22 protein-coding genes are annotated in these 21,881 nt (G+C 67.7%); 10 read left to right on the forward strand and 12 right to left on the reverse strand.

Features of this window, described 5'->3' with window-relative positions; translation table 11 throughout:
• The 8 genes from V6M48_RS06680 to V6M48_RS06715 all read left to right on the forward strand — a co-directional run.
• The coding region (locus V6M48_RS06680) for a response regulator transcription factor (protein ID WP_332811755.1) at positions 1-426 on the forward strand (426 nt) is incomplete at its 5' end.
• Positions 413-1,960, forward strand: coding sequence for a sensor histidine kinase (locus tag V6M48_RS06685; RefSeq protein ID WP_332811756.1), 1,548 nt, complete (start codon positions 413-415; stop codon positions 1,958-1,960). The genes V6M48_RS06680 and V6M48_RS06685, both read left to right, overlap by 14 nt.
• A gap of 2 nt (positions 1,961-1,962) precedes the next feature.
• On the forward strand, positions 1,963-2,406 hold the full coding sequence (locus V6M48_RS06690; RefSeq protein WP_332811757.1) for an HPr kinase/phosphorylase: 444 nt from the start codon (positions 1,963-1,965) through the stop codon (positions 2,404-2,406).
• Positions 2,403-3,332 carry an RNase adapter RapZ gene (gene rapZ, locus V6M48_RS06695; protein WP_332811758.1) on the forward strand — a complete coding sequence of 310 codons (930 nt, stop codon included), beginning with the start codon at positions 2,403-2,405 and terminating at the stop codon, positions 3,330-3,332. Before V6M48_RS06690 ends, rapZ begins: the two co-directional genes overlap by 4 nt.
• The gene (locus V6M48_RS06700; protein ID WP_332811759.1) at positions 3,333-3,737 is read left to right on the forward strand and encodes a PTS sugar transporter subunit IIA; all 405 of its coding nucleotides are present in this window, start codon (positions 3,333-3,335) and stop codon (positions 3,735-3,737) included.
• A gap of 1 nt (position 3,738) precedes the next feature.
• Entirely contained in the window at positions 3,739-4,005 is a 267-nt protein-coding gene (locus V6M48_RS06705) for an HPr family phosphocarrier protein (RefSeq protein ID WP_332811760.1), read from the forward strand.
• A gap of 5 nt (positions 4,006-4,010) precedes the next feature.
• Positions 4,011-4,808, forward strand: coding sequence for a TrmH family RNA methyltransferase (locus tag V6M48_RS06710; RefSeq protein ID WP_332811775.1), 798 nt, complete (start codon positions 4,011-4,013; stop codon positions 4,806-4,808).
• A 62-nt stretch (positions 4,809-4,870) separates the two neighbouring features.
• Positions 4,871-5,272 (forward strand): hypothetical protein, encoded by a 402-nt coding sequence (locus V6M48_RS06715; protein ID WP_332811761.1) that lies wholly within the window; start codon positions 4,871-4,873, stop codon positions 5,270-5,272.
• Positions 5,273-5,335: 63 nt separating this feature from the next.
• Here V6M48_RS06715 and rmuC read toward each other — a convergent pair whose 3' ends face one another.
• The 3 genes from rmuC to recR form a co-directional block, all read right to left on the reverse strand.
• The gene (rmuC, locus tag V6M48_RS06720) at positions 5,336-6,727 is read right to left on the reverse strand and encodes a DNA recombination protein RmuC (protein ID WP_332811762.1); all 1,392 of its coding nucleotides are present in this window, start codon (positions 6,725-6,727) and stop codon (positions 5,336-5,338) included.
• A 102-nt stretch (positions 6,728-6,829) separates the two neighbouring features.
• Positions 6,830-7,369, reverse strand: coding sequence for a peptide deformylase (def, locus tag V6M48_RS06725; protein WP_332811763.1), 540 nt, complete (start codon positions 7,367-7,369; stop codon positions 6,830-6,832).
• A 61-nt stretch (positions 7,370-7,430) separates the two neighbouring features.
• On the reverse strand, positions 7,431-8,027 hold the full coding sequence (gene recR / locus V6M48_RS06730) for a recombination mediator RecR (RefSeq protein ID WP_332811764.1): 597 nt from the start codon (positions 8,025-8,027) through the stop codon (positions 7,431-7,433).
• A 328-nt stretch (positions 8,028-8,355) separates the two neighbouring features.
• Between recR and fmt the strand changes: the two genes are divergently transcribed.
• On the forward strand, positions 8,356-9,264 hold the full coding sequence (gene fmt, locus V6M48_RS06735) for a methionyl-tRNA formyltransferase (protein WP_332811765.1): 909 nt from the start codon (positions 8,356-8,358) through the stop codon (positions 9,262-9,264).
• On the forward strand, positions 9,261-10,028 hold the full coding sequence (gene truA, locus V6M48_RS06740) for a tRNA pseudouridine(38-40) synthase TruA (protein ID WP_332811766.1): 768 nt from the start codon (positions 9,261-9,263) through the stop codon (positions 10,026-10,028). The genes fmt and truA overlap by 4 nt, the downstream gene beginning before the upstream one ends.
• Here the strand turns inward: truA and V6M48_RS06745 are convergent.
• The 9 genes from V6M48_RS06745 to V6M48_RS06785 form a co-directional block, all read right to left on the reverse strand.
• The gene (locus V6M48_RS06745) at positions 9,923-11,899 is read right to left on the reverse strand and encodes an XrtA/PEP-CTERM system amidotransferase (protein WP_332811776.1); all 1,977 of its coding nucleotides are present in this window, start codon (positions 11,897-11,899) and stop codon (positions 9,923-9,925) included. The two genes, truA and V6M48_RS06745, sit on opposite strands and share 106 nt — an antisense overlap.
• 1 nt (position 11,900) lies before the next feature.
• On the reverse strand, positions 11,901-13,442 hold the full coding sequence (xrtA, locus tag V6M48_RS06750) for an exosortase A (RefSeq protein WP_332811767.1): 1,542 nt from the start codon (positions 13,440-13,442) through the stop codon (positions 11,901-11,903).
• On the reverse strand, positions 13,439-14,668 hold the full coding sequence (locus V6M48_RS06755; protein ID WP_443019056.1) for a TIGR03087 family PEP-CTERM/XrtA system glycosyltransferase: 1,230 nt from the start codon (positions 14,666-14,668) through the stop codon (positions 13,439-13,441). The genes xrtA and V6M48_RS06755 overlap by 4 nt, the downstream gene beginning before the upstream one ends.
• A complete protein-coding gene (locus V6M48_RS06760) occupies positions 14,665-15,738 on the reverse strand; it encodes a FemAB family XrtA/PEP-CTERM system-associated protein (protein WP_332811769.1) in 1,074 nt (357 codons plus the stop codon). Before V6M48_RS06760 ends, V6M48_RS06755 begins: the two co-directional genes overlap by 4 nt.
• A 5-nt stretch (positions 15,739-15,743) precedes the next feature.
• Positions 15,744-16,589, reverse strand: a complete 846-nt coding sequence (locus V6M48_RS06765) for an XrtA system polysaccharide deacetylase (protein WP_332811770.1) — start codon at positions 16,587-16,589, stop codon at positions 15,744-15,746.
• 70 nt (positions 16,590-16,659) lie between these two features.
• Positions 16,660-17,715 carry an XrtA/PEP-CTERM system-associated ATPase gene (locus tag V6M48_RS06770; RefSeq protein WP_332811771.1) on the reverse strand — a complete coding sequence of 352 codons (1,056 nt, stop codon included), beginning with the start codon at positions 17,713-17,715 and terminating at the stop codon, positions 16,660-16,662.
• Between the two features lie 26 nt (positions 17,716-17,741).
• On the reverse strand, positions 17,742-19,382 hold the full coding sequence (locus tag V6M48_RS06775) for a hypothetical protein (protein ID WP_332811772.1): 1,641 nt from the start codon (positions 19,380-19,382) through the stop codon (positions 17,742-17,744).
• Positions 19,379-20,419: a hypothetical protein gene (locus V6M48_RS06780; RefSeq protein WP_332811773.1), complete on the reverse strand. Its 1,041-nt coding sequence runs from the start codon at positions 20,417-20,419 to the stop codon at positions 19,379-19,381. Before V6M48_RS06780 ends, V6M48_RS06775 begins: the two co-directional genes overlap by 4 nt.
• A gap of 10 nt (positions 20,420-20,429) precedes the next feature.
• Positions 20,430-21,881: XrtA system polysaccharide chain length determinant (locus V6M48_RS06785; RefSeq protein ID WP_332811774.1), on the reverse strand; the 1,452-nt coding region annotated here is incomplete at its 5' end.

The following is a 21,881-nucleotide window of genomic DNA, read 5'->3' on the forward strand; positions in this document are numbered from 1 at the left end:
GCCGACGATTATATCGCCAAGCCCTTCTCGCAGCGGCTGCTGATCGCGCGTATTCGCGCGGTGCTGCGCCGCGCCGAAATGCGCGCTTTGCCTCCCGCCGATGCAGCCGACGAACCCGAGCAGGACCAGATCGTGCGCGGGCGGCTGTCGATGGATCCGGCGCGCCACCGGGTGAGCTGGGACGGCCGCGACGTCACCCTCACAGTCACCGAGTTCATGATCCTGGAGGCGCTCGCCCAGCGGCCCGGCGTCGTCAAATCGCGCAACCAGCTGATGGACGTTGCCTATCACGACGACATCTATGTCGACGATCGCACGATCGACAGCCACATCAAACGGCTGCGGCGCAAGTTCCGCAGCGTCGACGGCGATTTCAAGGCCATAGAGACGCTCTACGGCGTCGGGTATCGCTTTGCCGAGGAATGAAGATCGCGAGCTGGCCTTGCGCTGGTCGAACCGGTGGACACTCACCCACCGTATCCTGGCGGTCAACATCTTCGCGCTGGCGATCCTCGCCGGCAGCCTCTTCTATCTCGACAGCTTTCGCAGCCGGCTGATCGGCGCGCGCATTTCGGAGGCGCAGACCCAGGCCCAGATGATCGCCGATGCGCTGACGATCACGCCCCGGGCTTTCTGGGCGCCGCTGCTGGCCAAGGTCGGTCGCGATTCAGGCGCGCGACTGCGCGTCTACGGGCCCGGGGGTGCCAAGCAGCTCGACAGTTGGGAGGTTACCGGCCCGACCTACGAGCTTCGCGATCCCGCCGCCGAATCCTGGCCCAAGGACATCGCGCGGATCCTGGACAACGGCTTCGATGCGATCGTCGGCGCGCAGCAGGCTCCGCCGCTGATCGAGCCGAACCCCGACCTGCTGCAACGCTGGCCGGAGGCACGACGGGCACGGTCGGGCGGCAGCCCGGCGGCCGCGCTGCGACGCGCACCCGAGGGGACGGCGTTCGTCTCCGCGGCCGCGGCGATCCCGGGCGACAAGGTCCTGCTGCTCACCACCAACGCGCGCGACATAAGACGGGTCGTCCGCAGCGAACGGATGACATTGGGCTTCATCCTGCTTGCGACGATCGCTTTGTCGGTTCTGCTGTCCCTGTTCCTGGCGCGCACGATCGCACGGCCGCTGCAGCATCTCGCCCGCGCCGCGCACCTCGTGCGTCTCGGGCGCGCCCGCGAGGTGGACGTGCCGCTGCTTCCGGCGCGCCGCGACGAGATCGGCCTGCTGGCGCAGGCGCTGCACGACATGACGCATTCGCTGCGCTACCGGATCGATGCGACCGAAGCTTTCGCCGCGGACGTGACGCACGAGCTCAAGAACCCGCTCGCCTCGCTGCGATCCGCGGTCGACAGCTTCGAGCGGGTCGAGGATCCCGAGCTTCGTCGGCAGCTGCTCGACGTGGTGCGTCACGACGTCACGCGGCTCGACCGCTTGATCGGCGATATCGCCGAAATCTCCCGCCTCGATGCCGAGCTCACCCGCGCGCGCTTCGAGCCGATCGATCTCGGCACGATGATCGAAGGTCTGCTTCCCTTGTGGGACGCGCGCGCCGCCGCGCACGACGTGCACATCGCCTTCGCGAGGCCGCGGGTCGGCTCGGCGATCATCTTGGGTGAGGAAGCGCGGCTCGCGCGGGCGATCGACAACCTCGTCGACAATGCGATTTCATTCTCGCCGCCGGGCGGACTCGTTGAAATCGCGGCCGTCGCGCTCGATAAGGACGTGCTGGTGACGGTGGAGGACGAAGGATCGGGCGTGCCGCCGGAGGTTCGTGAGGCGATCTTTAACCGCTTCCATAGCATCAGACCGGAAGGCGAGACTTTCGGGCGCCATTCGGGGCTCGGCCTCTCGATCGCGAAAGCGATCGTCGAGGGACACGACGGACGCATCAGTGTCGAGGATCGTCATGGCGGACGCAACGGCGCCCGCTTCGTGCTACGTTTCCGGGGGGTTTGACCATGACGGCTCCATCGCTATCTTCCGAGACGCTTCACGTCTCGTGCGTCGCCAAGAATGGCGCCGCGATCCTGCTTGCCGGCCATTCGGGTGCCGGCAAATCCGATCTCGCGCTGCGGCTGATCGATCGCGGCGCAACCCTGGTGAGCGACGATTATACCTTGGTGCGCCGAGTCAGCGGCCGCCTCGTCGCCACCGCGCCGCTCAACATCGCCGGCAAGATCGAGGTCCGCGGGCTCGGCATCATCGACATCGATCGGGCGATCGACGTCCCCGTCTGCCTCTATGTCGATCTCGAGCGCGAGGCCCCCCGCCTGCCCAACGAGCAAGAGCTGCTGATGGTCGCCGGGGTGAATTTGCCGGTGGTCGCGGTGAAGGCGCACGAGCCCTCCGCGCCGATCAAGGTCGAGCTCGCGCTCGAGCGGTTCGGGCTGAAGCCCGAGTGAAAGCCGGCGCCGCCCCCAACCGCATCCTCTTGGTGACGGGACTTTCGGGTGCGGGCAAGTCGACTGCGTTGAGGACCTTGGAGGATATCGGCTGGGAGGTGGTCGACAACCTTCCTTTGTCGCTGCTCGAGCATCTTCTTTCGACGCCGCTGGCGAAGGGAAGCGCCGACCGCCGCCGGCCGCTGGCGATCGGCATCGACAGCCGGACGCGCGATTTCGATGCGGATCGCATCGTTGCGCAGATCAAGGGCTTGGCGAGCGGACATGATTATCCGGTCGAGACCTTGTTCTTCGAATGCGGCGACGCGGAGCTGCTGCGCCGCTATTCGGAAACGCGCCGCCGCCACCCGCTCGCTCCGGACCGCCCGGCGACCGACGGCATCGCGGAGGAGCGCGACCTGATGGCGCCGCTGCGCCGCTGGTCGGACCATATCATCGACACGACCGACGTCGACTCTCCCGCGCTCCAGCAGCAGATCCGCCAGCGGTTCGCGGCGAGCGGCGACGCGCCGACCTTGACGATCCTCTCGTTCGGCTTCGCCCGCGGCCTGCCGCGCAATGCCGACATCGTCCTCGACATGCGCTTCCTGCGCAATCCGCACTGGGACCTCGACCTGCGGCCATTGACCGGCAGCGACGCCGCGGTCGGCGCGTATATCGCGGCCGACGAAGGCTATGACCAGGCACTCGCTAAGATCGAGGAGCTGCTGCTCGTCCTGCTTCCGCGCTACCAGGCGGAAGGAAAATCCTATGTCTCCGTCGCCTTTGGCTGTACGGGCGGGCGCCACCGCTCGGTCCATGTCGCCGAACGGGTGGCGGCACGGTTGCGCGCCGAGGGATTTTCGCCCACGGTCGAGCATCGAGACCTCGCCTCGCTGCCGCATGACGGCATCGAAGGGCGGAAGAGCGATTTTCAAGGTGTTTAGATGATCGGTTTGGTGCTGGTTACCCATGGTCGGCTCGCCACGGAGTTCGTCAGGGCTTTGGAGCATGTGGTCGGGCCGCAGGAGCAGATCGCGGCGATCTGTATCGGCCCCGACGACGACATGGAGGCGCGGCGCAACGACATCGCGGAGGCGGTCGAGCAGGTCGGCGACGGCTCCGGCGTGATCATCCTCACCGATCTGTTCGGCGGGACCCCCTCTAACCTCGCCATCTCGTTGATGAAGTCGGAAGCGATCGAGGTCATCGCCGGGGTCAATTTGCCGATGCTGATTCGGCTCGAAGGCGCGCGCAAGACGATGGACGTCAGGTCCGCGGTCGCCGCTGCGCGCGAAGCCGGACGCAAATATATCTCGGTCGCATCCGAGATCCTCGGCGAGATCGTCTGACATGCCGAGCCAGACGGTGGCTGTGCTCAACAAGCGCGGCCTGCACGCACGCGCCAGCGCCAAGTTCGTCACCCTCGCCGCCACGCTTCCGGTCGAGGTGATGGTCGAGAAGGATGGCTCGAAGGTGTGCGGCACGTCGATCATGGGGCTGATGATGCTCGGCGCGGCGATGGGCGACCAGATCACGATCAGCGCCGAAGGCGACGGCGCCGACGAAACGGTCAAGGCGCTGGCCGAGCTGGTCGAGGCCAAATTCGGCGAGGAGTGAAGCCGCTGCCGCGCGCGATCACCGCTTTTTCCAATCCACTCGTCAAGCAGGTCCGCGGGCTGTGGGACAAGAAGAACCGCCGCCGCGAGGGGCTGTTCATCGCCGAAGGGCTGCGCATTCTCACCGAGGCGCGCGAGGCCGGCTTCCTCCCCGAAACTTTGTTCTTCAACGCCGCCGAGCGCCATGCCCTGCTCGAGGCGCTGATCGCCGCGACCGAAGCGGCGGGCGGCGAGGCGATCGAGACCAACGCCGACATCCTCCACAAATTGTCGGGCAAGGACAATCCGCAGGCCGTGCTCGGCGTCTACCGCATCTTCCCCACGGGGCTCGATCGGATCGATCGGAGCGCGGCCGATCTGTGGCTGGTCGCGCAGGCGCTTCGCGACCCCGGCAACCTCGGCACCATATTGCGGACCGGCGATGCGGTCGGCGCGGGTGGGCTGATCCTGGTCGACGATTGCGTGGATCCATTCTCACCCGAAGCGGTCCGCGCTTCGATGGGCGCGTTGTTCACGCAGAAGATCGCGGCGGCACCGTGGGCCGAGTTCATCGCCTGGCTGCGCAGCGGCGAAGGGGAGCTGGTCGGCACCAGCCTCGCTGCCGATCTGGACTATCAGGCGGCGCGCTACGCCAAGCCGAGCTTCATCCTGATCGGCAATGAAGCGCAGGGCCTGCCCGCCGATTACGAGGCGAAATGCGACCTGCTGATCAAGATCCCGATGCGCGGCAAGGCCGACAGCCTCAACGCCGCGGTCGCGGCCGCGGTCACCGCTTATGAGGTGACCAATCAATGGCGGGCCTAGCGAGGCCTCGCTTAGCTTAACCTAGGTTGGAACCTCCGACTCGTTGGAACGCTTTGGCTGCCATGAAAAACAATGTCAGCATGCCGCGGTGGCCCGCTTATCTGCTGTTCGCGACCATGGCGGCCTGCGCCTATCCGGCGGTGACGACCGCACCGCCGGCACCGTTGCCGGAACAATATCGCGCTGTCGGCCAGGAGCCCGGGTGGGCGCTGACCATCGCCGGCGGCCGCATCGATTATCTCGGCAATTACGGCGACAAGAAGATCAATGTCGCGCGGCCCGAGCCGCGCACGACGTTCAACGGCCATCGCTATGAGACCGAACGGCTGACCGTCGACATCACCCACGGCCGCTGCAACGATGCGATGAGCGGCCACGGCTATGCCGACAAGGTGATGGTCATCGCGGACGGCGAGACCTATCACGGCTGCGGCGGCGAACGCCGCGCCGATTGGGACGTCTAGGAGTGATTTCAAGTCAGGTGGAAGCACCTGACGGCTCGGAAATCACGGAAACAAAAAACCGCCTTATTCGGCGGCTTCGGCGTCCGGCTGTTCAAGCGCGGGAAGCGCATCGGAGGAAGTCTTGGCGAGGATGTCGACGGTGTCGATCTGCTCGATCTCCTTGGCCCCCGACCCAATGCCGAGATCGCGGAAGCGCCGCGCGGAGACCATGACGCGGCCATCCAGGCTCGCCGCGAACTTGTTGTAATTCTCGACCGCGCTGTTGAGGCCGGTGCCGACCCGCTTGAGGTGCCCCATCGCGACGGCCAGGCGCTCGTACAATTCCTTGCCGAGCCGCGCGATCTCGGCCGCTTCCTCGGCGATCTTCTCCTGCCGCCAGACGCTCGCGACGGTGCGCGCGATCGCGACCAGATTGGTCGGCGTCGCGAGCAGCACCCGCCGCTCGAACGACCATTCCCACAGGCCATCGTCCTGCTCGAGCGCAGCGGTGAGGAAATGCTCGCCCGGGATGTACATCACGACATAGTCGGCGGCATCGCCGAACTGCTGCCAATAATTCTTGCCGCCAAGCTGGGTCGCATGGTTGCGGATCGATGCCGCATGCGCCTTGAGGTGACCGAGCCGTAGGACCTCGTCGACCTCCTCGGACGCATCGAGGAAGGCGTTGAGCGAGCATTTGGCGTCGATGATCAGCTTGCGACCGCCCGGAAGCCGGACGATCACGTCGGGACGCAGCCGCCCGTCGCCGGTGTCGACCGAGACTTCGGACTGGTAATCGGCGTAAGGCGAGAGGCCCGCCTGCTCGAGCACGTTGCGCAGGCTCTGCTCGCCCCAGCGCCCGCGCGACTTGGGGCTGTGGCGAAGCGCGTTGACGAGCTTCGCGGCCTCGTCACGAACCTGGCTCTGGCCGACGCGGACCTGCTCGACCGCCTCCTTGAGCTCGTGATAGCTACCGACCCGATCCTTCTCGACTCTGGTGAGACCCTCTTCGTAGCGCTTGAGCGTATCCTCGACCGGCTTGAGCAGCAGCTGCAGCTTGGCGCTATTCTCCTTGCGTGCCTCCCCGAAGCGCGCGTCGGCGCGCTCGAGGAAATTCTTCTGCGCGTCCTGGAGGAGCTTGCCGCCGATCTCGCTGAACTGCGCGGAGAGCAGGTCCCTCGCCTCGCTCAGTTCCTTGTGACGAAGCTCGAAATTGCGGGAATCGGCTTGCAGGGTCGCCGTCTCGCGCAGCGCCGCGTCGCGCTCTGCCCTCAGCGCCTCGACCTGCGCCTGCAGCAACGGAACCTGCTTGGCACGTTCCTCGGCGGCGGCGAGATCGGCGATCGCGCGGCGGAAGCTTTCCGCCTGCGCGTCGCGCTCCTGGCGGAAAGCCGCCGCCTGGCGATGGCCGGCGAACCAGCCCAGGCCAAGGCCGAGCAGGAGCAGCGGGAGGATAAAAAGGAGGTCCAAGATCATCTCCGTCGAGCGGAACGAAGAGCGAACCTAGAGCAGGATCATTGCGCGCTCAAGGGGACGCGCACCAGCGGACGTGATCAGCTGTGGATAATTGGCAAAAGGTCAGGCGGCCTTGCGGGGCTGCTCTTTCCTCGCCTTGGCGAGCTTGCGCAGGATCATGTCGCGCTTCAGCCGCGAGAGATGATCGATGAACAAGATGCCCTGGAGATGGTCCATCTCGTGCTGGAGCACGACCGCGAGCATGCCCGTGATCTCCTCCTCGCGGGCCTTGCCGTCGGCATCGAGCCAGCGGGCGCGGATGCGATCCGGGCGTTCGACGTCGGCATAATGCTCCGGCACCGACAGGCAGCCCTCGAGATAGGGCTGGAGCGTGTCCGACGCTTCGAGGATCTCCGGGTTGATGAAGACGAGCGGCTTGCGCACCGGCTCGCCCTCCTCTTCCTCCGGCTCCTGGAGGTCGATCACCAGCAGGCGCTTGGGAACGCCGACCTGGACCGCGGCAAGGCCAATGCCCGGCGCGGCGTACATCGTCTCGAACATGTCGTCGATCAATGTGCGAAGCTCGTCCGTGACCGTTTCGACGGGGATGGAAATCTGCCGCAATACGGGGTCGGGCGTTTCGAGGATCGGTAGGATGGCCATGGCTAAAACGTAGGAATTGCGCGGCTTTGCGTCAAGCGGATCAGGCCGATCTCGAACCCGATCACGAGATCGGGCGCCGCGCCCGCAGCGCCTGGGCGAGCGTGCCCTCGTCGAGATAATCGAGCTCGCCGCCGACCGGCAGGCCGTGCGCCAGCTGGGTGATGCGGACCGGCAGGCCTTCGAGCCGCTCGACCAGATAATGGGCGGTGGTCTGGCCTTCGAGCGTCGCATTCATCGCCAGCACCACCTCGTCGATGCCGCCGCGGCCGACTCTCGCGATCAGCTTGTCGATCGCAAGATCCTCGGGCCTGACCCCTTCCAGCGCCGAGAGCCGGCCGCCTAAAACATGGAAAGCGCCGGGGAACAGCCGCGAACGGTCCAGCGCCCACAGGTCAGCCACTTCCTCGACGACGCACAGCAATCGGCTGTCGCGGCGCGGATCGGCACAGATCGCGCAGGGATCGTTGGTGTCAACATTGCCGCAATTACCGCACACCACCAGCCGCTCGTTGACCTTCTCGAGCGCCCGCAGCAACGGCTCCATCGCGCTCTCGCGCCGCTTGAGCAGGTGCAGCACCGCGCGCCGCGCCGAACGCGGGCCAAGCCCTGGCAGCCGCGCCAGCGCCTGCGTCAACGCCTCGATTTCGGGAGATGCCATGTCAGGGTTCAAACTCGGTGGTGGGGCGGTCGCGATGGAGACGAAAAAGGGCGTTGGGAGGGAGCGAGCGCAGCCCGATACCGTCAGTATCGGGCAAACGAGCGACCGCGCCAACGCCCTTTTTCGTCCCACCCGAAGGGCATGGCCATCCGCGCGCCGTGCCGCGTCGAAGCACTCGACCGGGCATCACGCCCGCTCTTCGCTCTTCTCCTCCCACGCCATCCCGGATGACCATGTCGCGATCCGTCCCACCACCGAGTTTGAACCCTCACGAATAGGAGCGGGAGGATGCGCTTGCCAAGCCGCGATCAACGGATAGGGAAGCAGGATGCGGATCATCTTCATGGGAACCCCTGAGTTCGCGGTGCCGACGCTCGACGCGCTGATCGCCGCGGGCCATGATCTCGCGGCGGTCTATTGCCAGCCGCCCCGCCCCGCCGGGCGCGGCAAGGCGCGGCGCAAATCGCCGGTCCAGCACAGCGCCGAGGCGGCGGGGATCGAGGTGCGCACGCCGGCGAGCCTGCGCGACCCCGGCGCGCAGCAGGAGTTCGCGGCGCTCGGCGCCGATGTCGCGGTGGTCGCGGCCTATGGCCTGATCCTGCCCGAGCCGATCCTTGCCGCGCCGCGCCACGGCTGCCTCAACGTCCACGGCTCGCTGCTGCCGCGCTGGCGGGGCGCCGCGCCGATCCAGCGCGCGATCCTGGCCGGCGACGAGTGGACGGGCGTGTGCATCATGGGCATGGAACGCGGGCTCGATACCGGCCCGGTCTATGCGGTGCGCGACACGCCGATCGACCGCAAGAGTGCCGGCGCACTCACCACCGAGCTGGCGGCGATCGGCGCCGCGCTGATGGCCGAAGTGCTCGACGCGCTGCCGCGCCTGCAGCCGACGCCCCAGCCCGAGCAGGGCGTCACCTACGCCGCCAAGATCGCCAAGGACGAGGCAAGGCTCGATTTCAGCCAGCCCGCCACGCTCGTCGAGCGCCAAGTGCGCGCGTTCAACCCGCAACCCGGCGCCTTTTTCGAGCTCGGCGGCGAGCGGATCAAAATACTCAGCGCCGAGGCCATCGACGATAGCTCGGCCACGCCGGGCACGGTGCTCGACGACCGGCTGGCCATCGCCTGCGGCGAAGGCGCGATCGTGCCGGGGCTGGTGCAGCGCGCCGGGCGCGGCGCGATGAGCGCGGCCGAATTGCTGCGCGGCTTCGCGATCCCGCCGGGCACGTCGCTCGCATGACGCGCTTCCAGCTCATCGTCGAATATGACGGCCGCCCGTTCGTCGGCTGGCAGCGGCAGGGCAACGGCCCGTCGGTCCAGCAGAAAATCGAGGAAGCGGTGCGGGCGATCACCGGCGAAGCGGCGACGCTGCACGCCGCCGGCCGCACCGACGCCGGCGTTCATGCGCTGGCGATGAGCGCGCATGTCGAGATCGAGCGGGCTTTCACCGCCTTCCGCCTTTGCGAAGCGCTCAATGCCAAGCTGCGTCCGTGGCCGATCGCCATCCTCAAGGCCGAACCGGTGGCGGCGGACTGGCACGCACGCTTCAGCTGCACCGGGCGGCGCTATCTCTACCGGATCGTCAACCGCCGCCCCGATCTGACGCTCGATGCCGGGCGCGCCTGGCGGGTGAAGCCGAAGCTCGACGCGAAGGCGATGCACGATGCGGCGCAGATCCTCGTCGGGCGGCACGATTTCACCACCTTCCGCTCCGTGCAATGCCAGGCGCAAAGCCCGGTCAAGACGCTCGACCGGCTCGACGTACGCCGCGACGGCGATCGGATCGAGATCCACGCCGCTGCACGCTCGTTCCTCCATCATCAGGTGCGCTCGATGGTCGGCTGCCTCGAGCTGGTCGGCCGCGGCAAATGGAGCGCGGCGAACCTGGAAGCCGCGCTTCAGGCGCGCGACCGCACCGCGCTCGGCTTCAACGCGCCGCCGGACGGGCTGTATTTCGTCGAGGCGCTGTACGACGGCTCCGCGCCAAGCCCGAAGACAAGCTGAAGCGATTTGTCGAGCATCAGCAATTGCCACAGCAGCCGGCCATGCTCGGCCTTGCCGGCGCGATGGTCGGCGGCAACACGCGCAATCGCGGCCTCGTCGAACCAGCCGAGCTCGGCGAGCGCCGAGCCCCGTGCGATCGCCGCGGCGCGGTCGGCAAGCGGGCCGCGCAGCCAGGCGCTGACCGGCGTGACGAAGCCCATCTTGGGCCGGTAGAGGATCTCGCGCGGCAAGCTGCGCTCGAGCGCCTTCTTCATCAGCCACTTGCCGGTCCCGCCCTTGAGCCGCAGCCGGGCCGGAACGCGCGCCGCAAATTCGACCAGCCGATGGTCGAGCAGAGGCTCGCGCGCCTCGAGGCTCACCGCCATGCTGGTGCGGTCGACCTTGGTCAATATGTCGCCGGGCAACCAGATCTTGAGATCGGCATATTGCGCGCGCGACAGCGGATCGTCGGCCGGCGCACCGCGCATCGCCCGCACATAGCGATCCTCGGCATGATAGCCGCGCAGGGTGCGGCGCATCGCATCCGAATAAAGACGCGCGCGGAGCGGCGGCGGCGTGACGCCGACGGCCTCGGCATAAGCCTCTTCGCCGGAGCGGCCGAGCGCCTGGAGGCTGGTCTTGGCGCGCAGCACGCGCGGCGCCCAGTCGAGCTTGGGATAATGATCGCCAAGCATGCCGAGCAGCCGCTGCGCGCGGCCCGGCAGCAGCCGGCGCACGCGCTCCTCGGCGCCGTGGAAGCGATAGCGGCGATAGCCGGCGAACGCCTCGTCCGCGCCGTCGCCGGACAGCGCGACCTTGACCCTCTCGCGGGCAAGCTCCGACACGCGATAGGTGGCGAGCGCCGACGCGTCGGCGAACGGCTCGTCGAACGCCTCGACCAACGTGTCGATCAGGCCGAAATCGTCGGCGGCGACGATCCGCGTGCGATGGTTGGTCGCGAAACGCTCCGCCACCAGCTTGGCATAGCGCGTCTCGTCATGGTCGGCCTCGTCGAAGCCGATCGAGCAGGTCTCGACCGCGCTGCGGCTCGCCTCGGCCATCAACGCGACGACCGCCGAACTGTCGACCCCGCCCGACAGAAAGGCGCCGAGCGGCACGTCGGCGATCATCCGCGAGCGGACCGCCGCGCGCAGCCGCTCGATCATCTCCTCGCGGAGCGCGGCGGCCGAGGCCGACGAGGGATTGCTGAAATCGACGTCCCACCAGCGCACCGGCCGCGGGATCGAGCGGCCGCGCCGGGCGAGCAGATAATGGCCGGCCGCGAGCTTCTTGACGCCAGCGACGATCGCGCTGTCGTCGGGAACATAGCCGAACGCGAGAAAATCGTCGGCCGCCTGCGGATTGGGGATTCGCCGCAGCAAGGGATGGGCGAGCAGGCCCTTGAGCTCGGAAGCGAAGACCAGGGCGCCGTCGGGCAGCATGGCATGATAGAGCGGCTTCACGCCGAGCCGGTCGCGCGCGAGGAACAGGGTCTCGGCGGCCTGGTCGTAGAGCGCGAAGGCGAACATGCCGTTGAAGCGCGACAGGCAGTCGGGGCCCCATTGCCGCCATGCGGCGAGGATCACCTCGGTATCGGACTCGGTGCGGAAGCCGTGGCCGCGCGCCTCGAGCTCAGCCCTCACCTCCTGGAAATTATAGATCTCGCCGTTGAAGCTGACGACCAGCGCCCCGTCCGCGCTCGCCATCGGCTGCGCGCCGCCATCGAGATCGATGATCGAGAGCCTGCGGTGGCCGAGCCCGATCCCCGGCGCGGTCCAGATGCCGCTTCCGTCGGGCCCGCGGTGGGCGAGAACATCGCACATCGCCCGCACCCGCGCCGGATCGACCGGCTTGGGGACGTCGGGATGAAAGATCCCGGCGATGCCGCACATTTCAGCGGGCGCCCGTGGCGCGGTCGGCGAGGCGGTCGATCGGTCCGAGCGCTGCAAGGAACGCATCAATCGCCGGACGCGGGCTGACGCCGTCGGCCGGCGCCTGCGCCGAAACCAGCACGGCAACCGCCTGCTGCGGCCCGCCGAGCAGGCGTGCCCTCATCGTCTCCCATTTCACGTCGATTGCGCTCCCCGTCACGATTCTGCCGACGCGATAGAAGGTCGCGACCTCGCGGATCGTGCCGAAAGAGGTGATCCGGTCCGCGCGTCCGCCGGGCGGAGCGACGGCATTCCCCGACCAGGTCCAGCCGGGCCCGGCCGCCCCCTGGCCGAAGCCGACGATCTCCTGCCCTTCGCGCTGGCGCGGAAAAAAAGCGATCGCGAGATCGACAGTGCGGCCCCTGTCGTCGCGGTAGCGGCCAACCGTCAAACGCTCGGCACCGGCAAAATGCGGTCGCCAGGCGCGGCCGCCGCGCATCGGCACCCGCTGCCAGCCGTCGATCTCCGGAAGCGCCATGTCCGCCGCGCTCGCGCCGCCTGTCGAAGCAGACAGAGCGCCAAGCCAGACCGGCGGCACGACGGCAATGGCCAACGCCGCCGCCGCGACCGTCGCAAGCGCGTGGGTCGAACCGGGTTTCGCGTCCTCCGCCTGCAGCTCGGCGGGATCGAACCATGGATCGTCGACCCCGCGATCGAAGAAGCGCCAGCCGGCACCCATCAGCAGCGCGATCACGAGCGCGAAGAAGACCCAGCCGTAGAGGACATGGTCGAAGCCGACGGCGAAGTCGTTGCCCGTGTGCCAGGCGACATAGATCGTCCCCCAGGCGCGTAGCCCGTTGGCGAGGATCGGAATCGCCACCGCAGCCGCCATGAACAAAGCGCGCCGCGTCCATGAACGGAAGCAAACGTTGGCGACGAGCGCGCCATAAGCGAGCATCGCGACCAGGAATTTGACCCCGGAACAGGCTTCCGCCACCTCGAAATAGCCGCCGGGGATCGAGATGAAGACGCCTTCGAGATGCGCGGGTATTCCGACCAGCGCAAGTAAGGCCATGCACATTTCGGCAGTGACGCCCTGCATGAAGGGCACGATTTCCTCGCCGGCGGGCACGAGGAACAAGGCATAGAAGATCGGGAAGGCCAGGCCGCGCGCCACGGCTTTGCCCAAGCAGGCGATCACCAGTCCCTGCAGCATGAAGATCAGGCCGAGGTGGCGCGCCAGCGCCACGCCACCGGCTTCGCCGAGCAGCCAGGCAAAAGCGCCGCCGGCCACGACGATCAGGCCGGCAGGCCAGGCGCTCGGGCCGAGCCGGCGAAGCTCGGGCAGGCGCTGCCAGACCAGCCAGGCGATGATCGCCGGGATCAGGACGATATGATTGTAGGTCGAGCTTTCGAGCCAGATGGCGACCATGTCGGCCGCATCGCCGGCGAACAGCAAGCCCAGGACCGCCGCTGCACCGGCGAGGGCGATCAGATGGCTGCGCCAGGCGCTGTCGGCAGTGGCCGCCGGCGCAGCCTTGCCGATCGGCAGGACCGCGGTCATGCCGCCGCCTTCGCCGGCGCGCCGACGATCGCGCCGAGCGGCGCGAGCATCCTCTCCCAGCGATAGCCCTGCTCGATGCGCCGCCGTGCCGCCGCACCGAGCGCATCGGCGTGCCCGCGATCGCGCAGCAGCTCGAGCACCGCCGATGCCTGGGCCGGCGCGCCATCGGCAACGAGCAAGTCGCGGCCGGGCTCGGCGTCGATGCCGACAAAGGCGGCGGGCGACGCGACGACCGGCCGCGCCATCGCCATCGCCTCGAGAATTTTGTTCTGGATGCCGCGGGCGATGCCGAGCGGCGCGACGACGACGTCGGCCGCGGCGAGCCAGCTCCTGACGTCGTCGACCGCGCCGGTGACGAACGTGCCGTTATGGCCGTCGAGACGCCGCGCCGCCGCAGCCGGCTTGCGGCCGACGATCGCGAAACGCGCCTCTCCAACCTCGCGGCGGACGAGCGGCATCACCTCCGTCGCGAAAGCCCTCACCGCCTCGACATTGGGGCGGTAATCCATCTGGCCGGTGAAGACGATCAAAGGTGCTTCGCCGCGAAGCCGTGCGGGGAGGATCGGAAAAGGCCCGGCAGGATCGTAAAAATCGAGATCGACGCCGTTGCCGATCGCGCGAATATCGCGCGAACCCGCCCCTGCCCGCGCGCTGAACAACGCGGCCTCCGCCTCGCTCACCAGCAGGCTGACATCGGCCCGCGCCGCCGTCGCCCGTTCGAAGTCGAGCAACGTGCGCGCCTCGCGCCGGTAGAGCCAGGCGAGCGGCCCGCGATGCCGCGCGCCATAGTCAGCGAATTTCGCCGAATCCATGTCGACGAAGTCCATCACGAAGCGGCGTTCTGCGGCGGGGACGAACTGCGCCATCTGGCTTGAGAAAGCGAAGATCGTCGCGACGTCATGGCTTTCGAGCAGGCGCGCGACGAAGCCGCGCATCGTAGCGCTGCCGAACAAGGCCAGCGACAGCGGCTTGCCCTGCGCCAGCGCGAGAGCAGCGGCGGCGGGGCGGGGGCGGCGAACCTCGACATGCGCTTCGCCCAGCCGGCCGCCCATCGCGGCGCGGAGCGCGGGCAGCGCGGCGGCATCCTGCGCATCGTCAGCAAAGCAGGCGAGATGGACCCGGCCCAGCGCGCCGAGGTGGCGCAGCATGTGCCAGGAGCGGATCTTGTCGCCGCGGTCGGGTGGATAGGGAATGCGATGGGCGAGGAAGAGGATGTCGGCCATCAGCCGAGCCCGCGCGCGATCGGCGGGCCGAGGCGGTTGGCGAGCCACAACGGCAGCTTGCGCCACAGCGCGATCTGAAGCCGGTATTTGGGGTCGAGCGGATTGATCTCGCGCGGCGGCATGCCGTCGGCGGTGCGCACCGCATAGGTCAACGGCTGCGGCTCGAACCCCCAATTCTTCTTATAGGCATAAGCGCCGGTGCCGAGCTTCGACCGGCCGAAATCGAAGCGCGTGCAGCCGCGCGCGGCGGCGTGGCGCATCAGCTCGAAATAGAGCAATTCGTTGGCGCGAACATTGCGGGCCTGGCGCGTGCCGCCGCCCCAATAAGGGTAGGCCGTCCCTTTGAAGTAGAAGCTGAGCACGCTCGCCAGCGGGCGCCCCTGCTCGCTGATCGTGAGGATGTCGGCATCGGCCCCAAACGCGTCGAGCATCGCCGAGAACAGGCGGCGCGGGAACACCGGCGTGCCCAAGTTGCGCACGCTCTCCGCATAGACCAGGCGATGCGCGAGCCGCTCCGTATCGCCCCGGCCGATCGTGCAGTCGAGGCCGAGCCCCTGCGCACGTCGCACCTCGGCACGCTGCTTGCGCGGGATCGCCTTGAGCATCGCTTCCTCGTCGCCCGGAAGGTCGCGCGCGAAACCGGCGTAGACATGCTCGCGCGCCGTGAAACCAGCGGGCACGCAACCGCCGCGCAGCTCCAGGGTCGGACAGCCGAGCTCGGCGGCGAGCTGCCACGCGCTCGCGGCGAGAAGCTCGGCCGCGGCCGCGCTGCCGGCGATCACGCCGCCACCGACCGCAAAGCCGGCGGAAACCAGCGCCGATCCGAACAAGGGCGAGCGTATCTCGCTGAGCGGCAGCAGCCCGACGAGCGCGCCGTGCTGGTCCTCCGCGATCAGATAATGGGCGCGCTGGCCGCAGCCGCGCTCGACCGCCAGGCTCCACTCGGTCCTGTGGAACAGGCTGGCGTCGTCGCGCCCCATCACAAACGAGTCGATCCGTCGGCGCTCGCCGGCATCGCCGAGGTCCGCCTTGCGCGCGCTTAGCGACGCCATCGCCAGGGGGTTCGGGCTCATGGCGTTCATGACAGCCGCACCCGCTCGATCGCGACGACGTCGCAGGTGCGCCCCCAATGATAGCGGGCGAGGAGCTTGTTGAGCTTGCCCTCCATTGCCCAGAGGCCGGAATAATGGCGCAGGCGCGACGTCAGCCGGGCGTTGTGGACCCGCGGCTGGCCAAGGTCGATCTCCCACGGATGGAAATAGAAGACCGCCGGCCTGTGCTCATCGCGGTTGACCCTGTCGATCGCCCAGCGCGAGAAAAGCCATGGCAGCAAGCGGAAGAAGCCGCCGCCGCCCGCCGCCAGCCTCGCGCCGGCAATGCTCACCGTCGTCACCGGAAGCTCGATCAAGGCCGAATCCTCGAGCGGGCGGAAAGCGAAGCGCGGGGCGTCGGGCCAGCCGTAATGATCATGGCGGATCGGCGCGACGCTCGAGGAATAGGCATAGCCTTCGTCGGCCAGCACCTCGTGCGCCCAGGGCGTGCGCTGGTCGATCGAAAAGCTTGGCGCGCGGTATCCGACCGGGGTCTGGCCGGAGGCATCCTCGATGGCGATGCGCGCGCGCTCGAGGTCTGCGCGGAATTCTGCGGCACTCATCGTGAACACGCGGCGATGGTCCCAGCCATGGCTGGCGACTTCATGCCCCGCCTCCGCGATGCGCCGGATCAGCGCCGGATAGCGTTCGGCGACCCAGCCCAGGGTGAAGAAGGTCGCCTTGACGTCCGCCGCCTCGAACATGGCGAGTACCGCGTCGCAATTGCGTTCGACCCGCTGCGGCAGCCGATCCCATTGATCGCGCGCGATGACGTCCTCGAAGGCTCCGACCTGGAACCAATCTTCGACGTCGACCGACAGTGCGTTCAACATGTCCGTCCGCCCCCCGATGGCGGATGATCCCTCCGCGGATAGCGTCCCCGCAGCGATCATCATGCCGGGCCTATGCTGCGTTGTGGCGGTAGCTCGGCGCTTGCTGCCCGTTCTCCACCCAATCGACGAGCAGGGTCAATATCCGCCGCAACGCGACCTCCTGCTCGTCCAGACGCGCCTCGAGCGCGGCGACCCTTTGCTCGAGCATGCCTTCGAGCTCGCTCCTGACCTCCGCATCAAGGCCGGCCGGGGCGATCGTCGCGCCGCGCAGCGGAAGCACCCGCGCCTCATGCTGTTGCGGAGCGCGCGCCGGTGCATCGGCCGTCATGTCGGCGACCACGCTCTCGACGATGCCGTCGTCGATTGTGTCGAGCTGTTCGATGCCCGCGTAAAGCATCAACCGGCTCGCGAGCTGGTTGAGGCGGCGCGGGATGCCTTCGCTGTGCCGATGGAGCGCGGCGAACGCAGCGGCGGTAAAGCCGGGGCGGCCCTGCCAGCCCACGACGGCAAGGCGGTGGACGATATAAGGCTCGACCTCGCTCGGCTCCATCGCATCGAGATGGTGGGTCGCGATCACCCGCTGGCGAAGCTGCTCGAGCGCATCGGCGCCCGCGAGCTTCTCGCGGAACTCGGGCTGGCCGAGCAGCAATATCTGGATCAGAGCCTGGCCGCTGAGCTGGAAATTGGAGAGCATGCGCAGCTCTTCGAGCGCCGAAACCGACAGATTCTGCGCCTCGTCGACGATCAGCAAAGTGCGCTTGCGCGCACGCGCCTCGCCGCGCAGCCATTGCTCGATCTCGTCGAGCAGCTGCGCCTTAGCGAGGCCGCCCGTCACGATGCCCATGCCCTGCGCGACCAGGCGCAGCATGTCGTCGCCTTCGACCTGGGTCGAGACCAGGCTGATCGCGTTGCGCCGTGCGCGGTCGATCATCGTCAGCAGATGCTGGACGAGCGTCGACTTGCCGGCACCGATGTCCCCGGTGATGACGATGAAGCCTTCACCCTGGGCTATGCCGTAGCCGAGATAGGCCATCGCCTTCTTGTGCGTGCGGCTGCTGAAATAGAAACGCGCATCGGGTGTGAGCTGGAAGGGACGTTCGCTCAGGCCGTAATAATCGGTGTACATCAAGCTGGTGGGCGAAGCCCCCTCCTTCAGAACGTGTAGCTCAGGCCGACGAGCCCGGTCGCGAACACCGAGTCGGTCGAGCCGCTGTCGGTGGTGTAGAGCCCGAGCGATGCTTCCGCCTGCAGCTGCTCCATCAGGAAGCTGCGGTAGTAAGTGGCGGTGATGCCGCCGCTGAAGACATTCTCATCGCCCGCAAGCCCGCTGTCGTACCAGGCGGCATAAGCGTCGAACTCGATCCCCGACGTGGCGGTGAGATCGCGGCCAATGCTGCCGTCGAGCGTCACGCTCTCCTCGTGGACACCGTCGATCGGGAAAAAGCCATCCCCGACCGCGGCAAGATATTTGCGCCGCGCGTAACCGATCCCGAAAGCGAGGTCCCACACGCCACGGCTACCCGACAGGATCAGATTGCCGCCGCGCACCCGGAAGTCCTCGCTGGCGACCGACATGAAGGCGTCGTCCATGCAGCTGCCGGTGCCCGGCTTGGAGCCGAACACGCAGCCCCCGACACCGCCGAAACCACCGGAGAGACCCCTGTTGTTGTTCTGAAACTTGACCGGCAAGCCATTGATGTCGTGGATGATCGAGCGTCCGAAGCTGGTGACGCTGTCGTAGACGACCGCATTCAGCGCATAATTGCTGCTTATCTCGTAGCGCAAAGTCCCGACATAGGTCGTGCCGCCGTAGCGACGTCCGACTCTCGCCATCAGCTCGGTGCGCGGATTCGGGCGCCAGATCACGCCCGCATCCCAGATCACGCCATCCTGATCGTAAACGAGCAGGCGCGGCTTCGTCGGGTCGGCGACCAGCTCGCCGCCGGGCGTGACGACCGGCTGGCCGGTCGAATCGCGCACGATGTCCTGCTGGCTGGCCTCCAAGTCTTCGTAGCCGACGCCGCCGGTGACGGCGAAGGTCGAGGTCACCGGCAGCACGACCTCGCCACGAACATATGCGCCTTCGAATTTGTGATCGAGCGGGTCGCTGTCCTCGCGATCATAGCCGGCGCCGACCGTCCAGCCGAACGGAAGCGGGCCGGGCGCCATGCCGACACTGCCGGTCACGCTGTGATTGGTCGAGCTGTCGAAGCGATCCCGCTCTTCGCCGGGTAAGCCGTCATCGAAGCCGTGATCGTCGACCTTGACGTAGCCGAAGCGATAGGCGGCGTTGACCGCAAGCGCGCCGAGATGGGTCGACAAGGTCGGCCCGGCATAAACGCCGTAGATCTGCGCGATATTGTCATCGTCGGCCGTGCTGAAGCCGAACGCCGGGCCGTCACTGTCGAGCCGCCCGCGCGCGGCGATCGCACCGCCGTCGAGGCTCAGCAGGTCGCGAGCGACCTCGATCCGCGCCTGGGCGAGGCCGCTGTGCACGTCTTCGTCGACGAGATCGTCTTCCCAGGCGATCCGACGCTCGTAGCGATAGCTGACCTGCGCATCGACGCGGTTGGTGCTGACCTCAGCGTCGATACCAGCGGCGACCGATGTGTAGGTGAGCGTGTCACCATTCTCCAAATCGACGTCGAAGACCTGCTCGACCTCGAGATAGGGTGAGATCTCGCTGCGCGCCTGCGCGGCAGCGGCGGAGCCGTAGGCGAGACCGCCAGCGATCCCGGCGATGCCGAGGGTGCGCAAGGCCATCCGCCGAAGCGATGCATGAGCCATGTTCATTCACCATATCCATAATAGCTGCCGAAACGTCGTCCGCCGACCGCCAGGCTCGTTGCGTTGAGCACCAGGCTGATCGTGTCGCAGGCGGAGAGCAGCGCGAGCGCTTCGCGCAGATCCGATTCGGTGGTTTGATCCGCCCGCACGACCATCATCACCTGCCCGACGTGGCTCGCGAGTACTGACGCGGGCGACGCCACCAGCGCTGGCGACGAATCGAAGATGATTATGCGGTTGGGATGATTGAGCGTGAGCGCTTCGAGCACCTCGTTGGTGCGGGTCGACGCGAGCAGCTCGGTGACGTCATTCGCCTGCCGGCCTGCCGGCAGGACTGAAAGCCCCTTGATATCGGTGCGGATGACGAATTCATTGGGATCGACGTGCGGATTTTTGACCGCATCGACGAAGCCCGGTCCTCCCTCGAGGCCCAACAAGGTAAGCAGTTCCGGTTTGGCGAAATCGCCGTCCACCAGCAGGATTTCGAACTCTTTCTCGCCCGCCATCGAGAGCGCGAGGCTGAGCGCGCAGAAGGTCTTGCCTTCGTTCGGCTGCGCCGAGCAGACCAGGATCGTCCGCCGCTTGCCGGAATCGACGTCGCTCGGGCCAGCCGTCGCGAGCAGCAGCTGGCGCTTGATGATCCGGAATTCCTCGGCAATGCCGCTGATTGCAGCGTCGGGAAGCGCAAAACCGCTCTCGGCGAGCCGCTCGCGATCGACGATACCGTACCGCCCCTGAGGCGCCCGTTCCCGAGCGTCCGGATGCGGGGATCGCGAAGCGCGCTCCTCAGCCGGGTCGAAAAACGCTTCGGCTTTGTCAGCTATCGCCGGCTCGAAGGCCGGCTGTTCCGGGAGGTCAGCCTCGATCGCCGGATCCGGCGCATTCGGGGCGTCCGGATTCGGCTGGGCGGCATCCGCCGGCGGCGCCGACGGACGCAGGAATTCGGCCTCATAGTCATAGGCTTCGGCAGCGCGCTCGAACAAGGATCCGCTGCCGCTGCCGCTGGTGCCCCCGGCTCCGCCAAAGGTGCTGTGCTTGTTCATCCGAGACACCTCACGCGACCATGCTGCGTTGCCAGAATTCGACGACCATCAGCAGCACGTAGGCGCCGCCAAGCGCAGCGCCCGCGCCCGCGAACCAGCGCAGCCGCTGCCGCGCCGCCGCCTGGGCGGTGGGAGTGACGATCTCGCTGACCGCGCCAAGCACCGGCAGCCCGGTCACCGCCTGCAGGCGGCCAAGCGTCGGGAAGGTCATTTGAATCTGGCTCTTGGCGAACGCCGCACCCGCGCCGCCGCCGAGCGCGACGATCAGGATGACACTGAGCAGCAAGGGCCGGTTCGGCTTGGCGGGCACGGTCGGCACGCTCGGCCGCTCGATCACGCGGAACTTCATGCCCTCGGTGCGGATGTTGACGTCGCTGCGCAGGCGAAGCTGCTCGCGATCCTCGAGCAATTTGTCATATTGGCGCTTGAGCACCTCATAGTCGCGGTTGAGCCGCGCCTGCTCGGCGACCACTTCGGGCTCTTCCGATTGCAGCGAGCTGAGCTGGGCGAGGTCCGACTGGAGCTGGTTCTTGCGCGCGGCCAGCGCCGAGGCCTGCGCCTCCTTCTCGGCAAGCATGCTGCGCAAGCTGATGTAGAGCGGATTGGACGCGCCGGTCGGGACGCCGCTGCGCCGCTCCGCCTCGGCCTGCGGGCGAAGCCGCGCGATCTGGGCGCGGGTCGCGACCAGGTCGGGATGATTGTCGGTCCAGCCGCGGGCGCGCGACTGGCTGAGCTGCGCTTCGAGCGACGCGATCTGCGCGGCGGCGCTGCCGCCGCCCTCGCCGCCGACGATGTTCGTCGGGGTGGCGGCGACCTGCCCGCGCGTCGCGGCAAGGCCGCCCTGGGCGGCGATCAGCTGCTCGTCGATATTGGCGAGCTCCATCCGGGCGGCGGCCAGCCGCTGCGCGACCGACCCCTCGCCCGGGAGCACGCCCATGAAGCGGGTCTCGAAATCGACCCGGCGCTGCTCCGCGTCGCGCAGGTCCATCTCGCGCTTCTTGAGCTCGTCGTCGAGGAAGCTCAAAGTCTGTCCGGTCTGCGCGCGATCGCCGGCGAGATTGCCCTCGACGAACGCGTCGATCAGCGCCTGGACGACGGCAGCGGCGGTGCGCGCGTTCTGCGCGTTCGAAAATCCGGCCACCGACGAGGTGGCGGTGATCTCGAAGATGTCGTCCTGCTGCGCCGTGACCTTTATCGCCAGGCGCAGCGCCGCCACCTGCGCGGCAAGGTCGCGCTCGTTGGCGACCTGCATGTTGAGCTCGGTGCGGCGCACGACCTTCTCGAGATTCTCGGTCGAGGTCAGGGTCTGCTTGATGCGGGCGAGATCATTCTTGCGCTGAGCCGGATCGGTGCCGATCGTGCTCGGCAGCAGATCGGGCGTCTCGACCGACACCCGCGCCTTGGCCTCGTAGCTGTTGGGGATCAGAGCGATCGCCAGCCAACCGGCAAGGCACAGGCCCCA

This window comes from Sphingomonas sp. (assembly GCF_036677245.1).
Taxonomy (GTDB): Bacteria; Pseudomonadota; Alphaproteobacteria; order Sphingomonadales; family Sphingomonadaceae; genus Allosphingosinicella.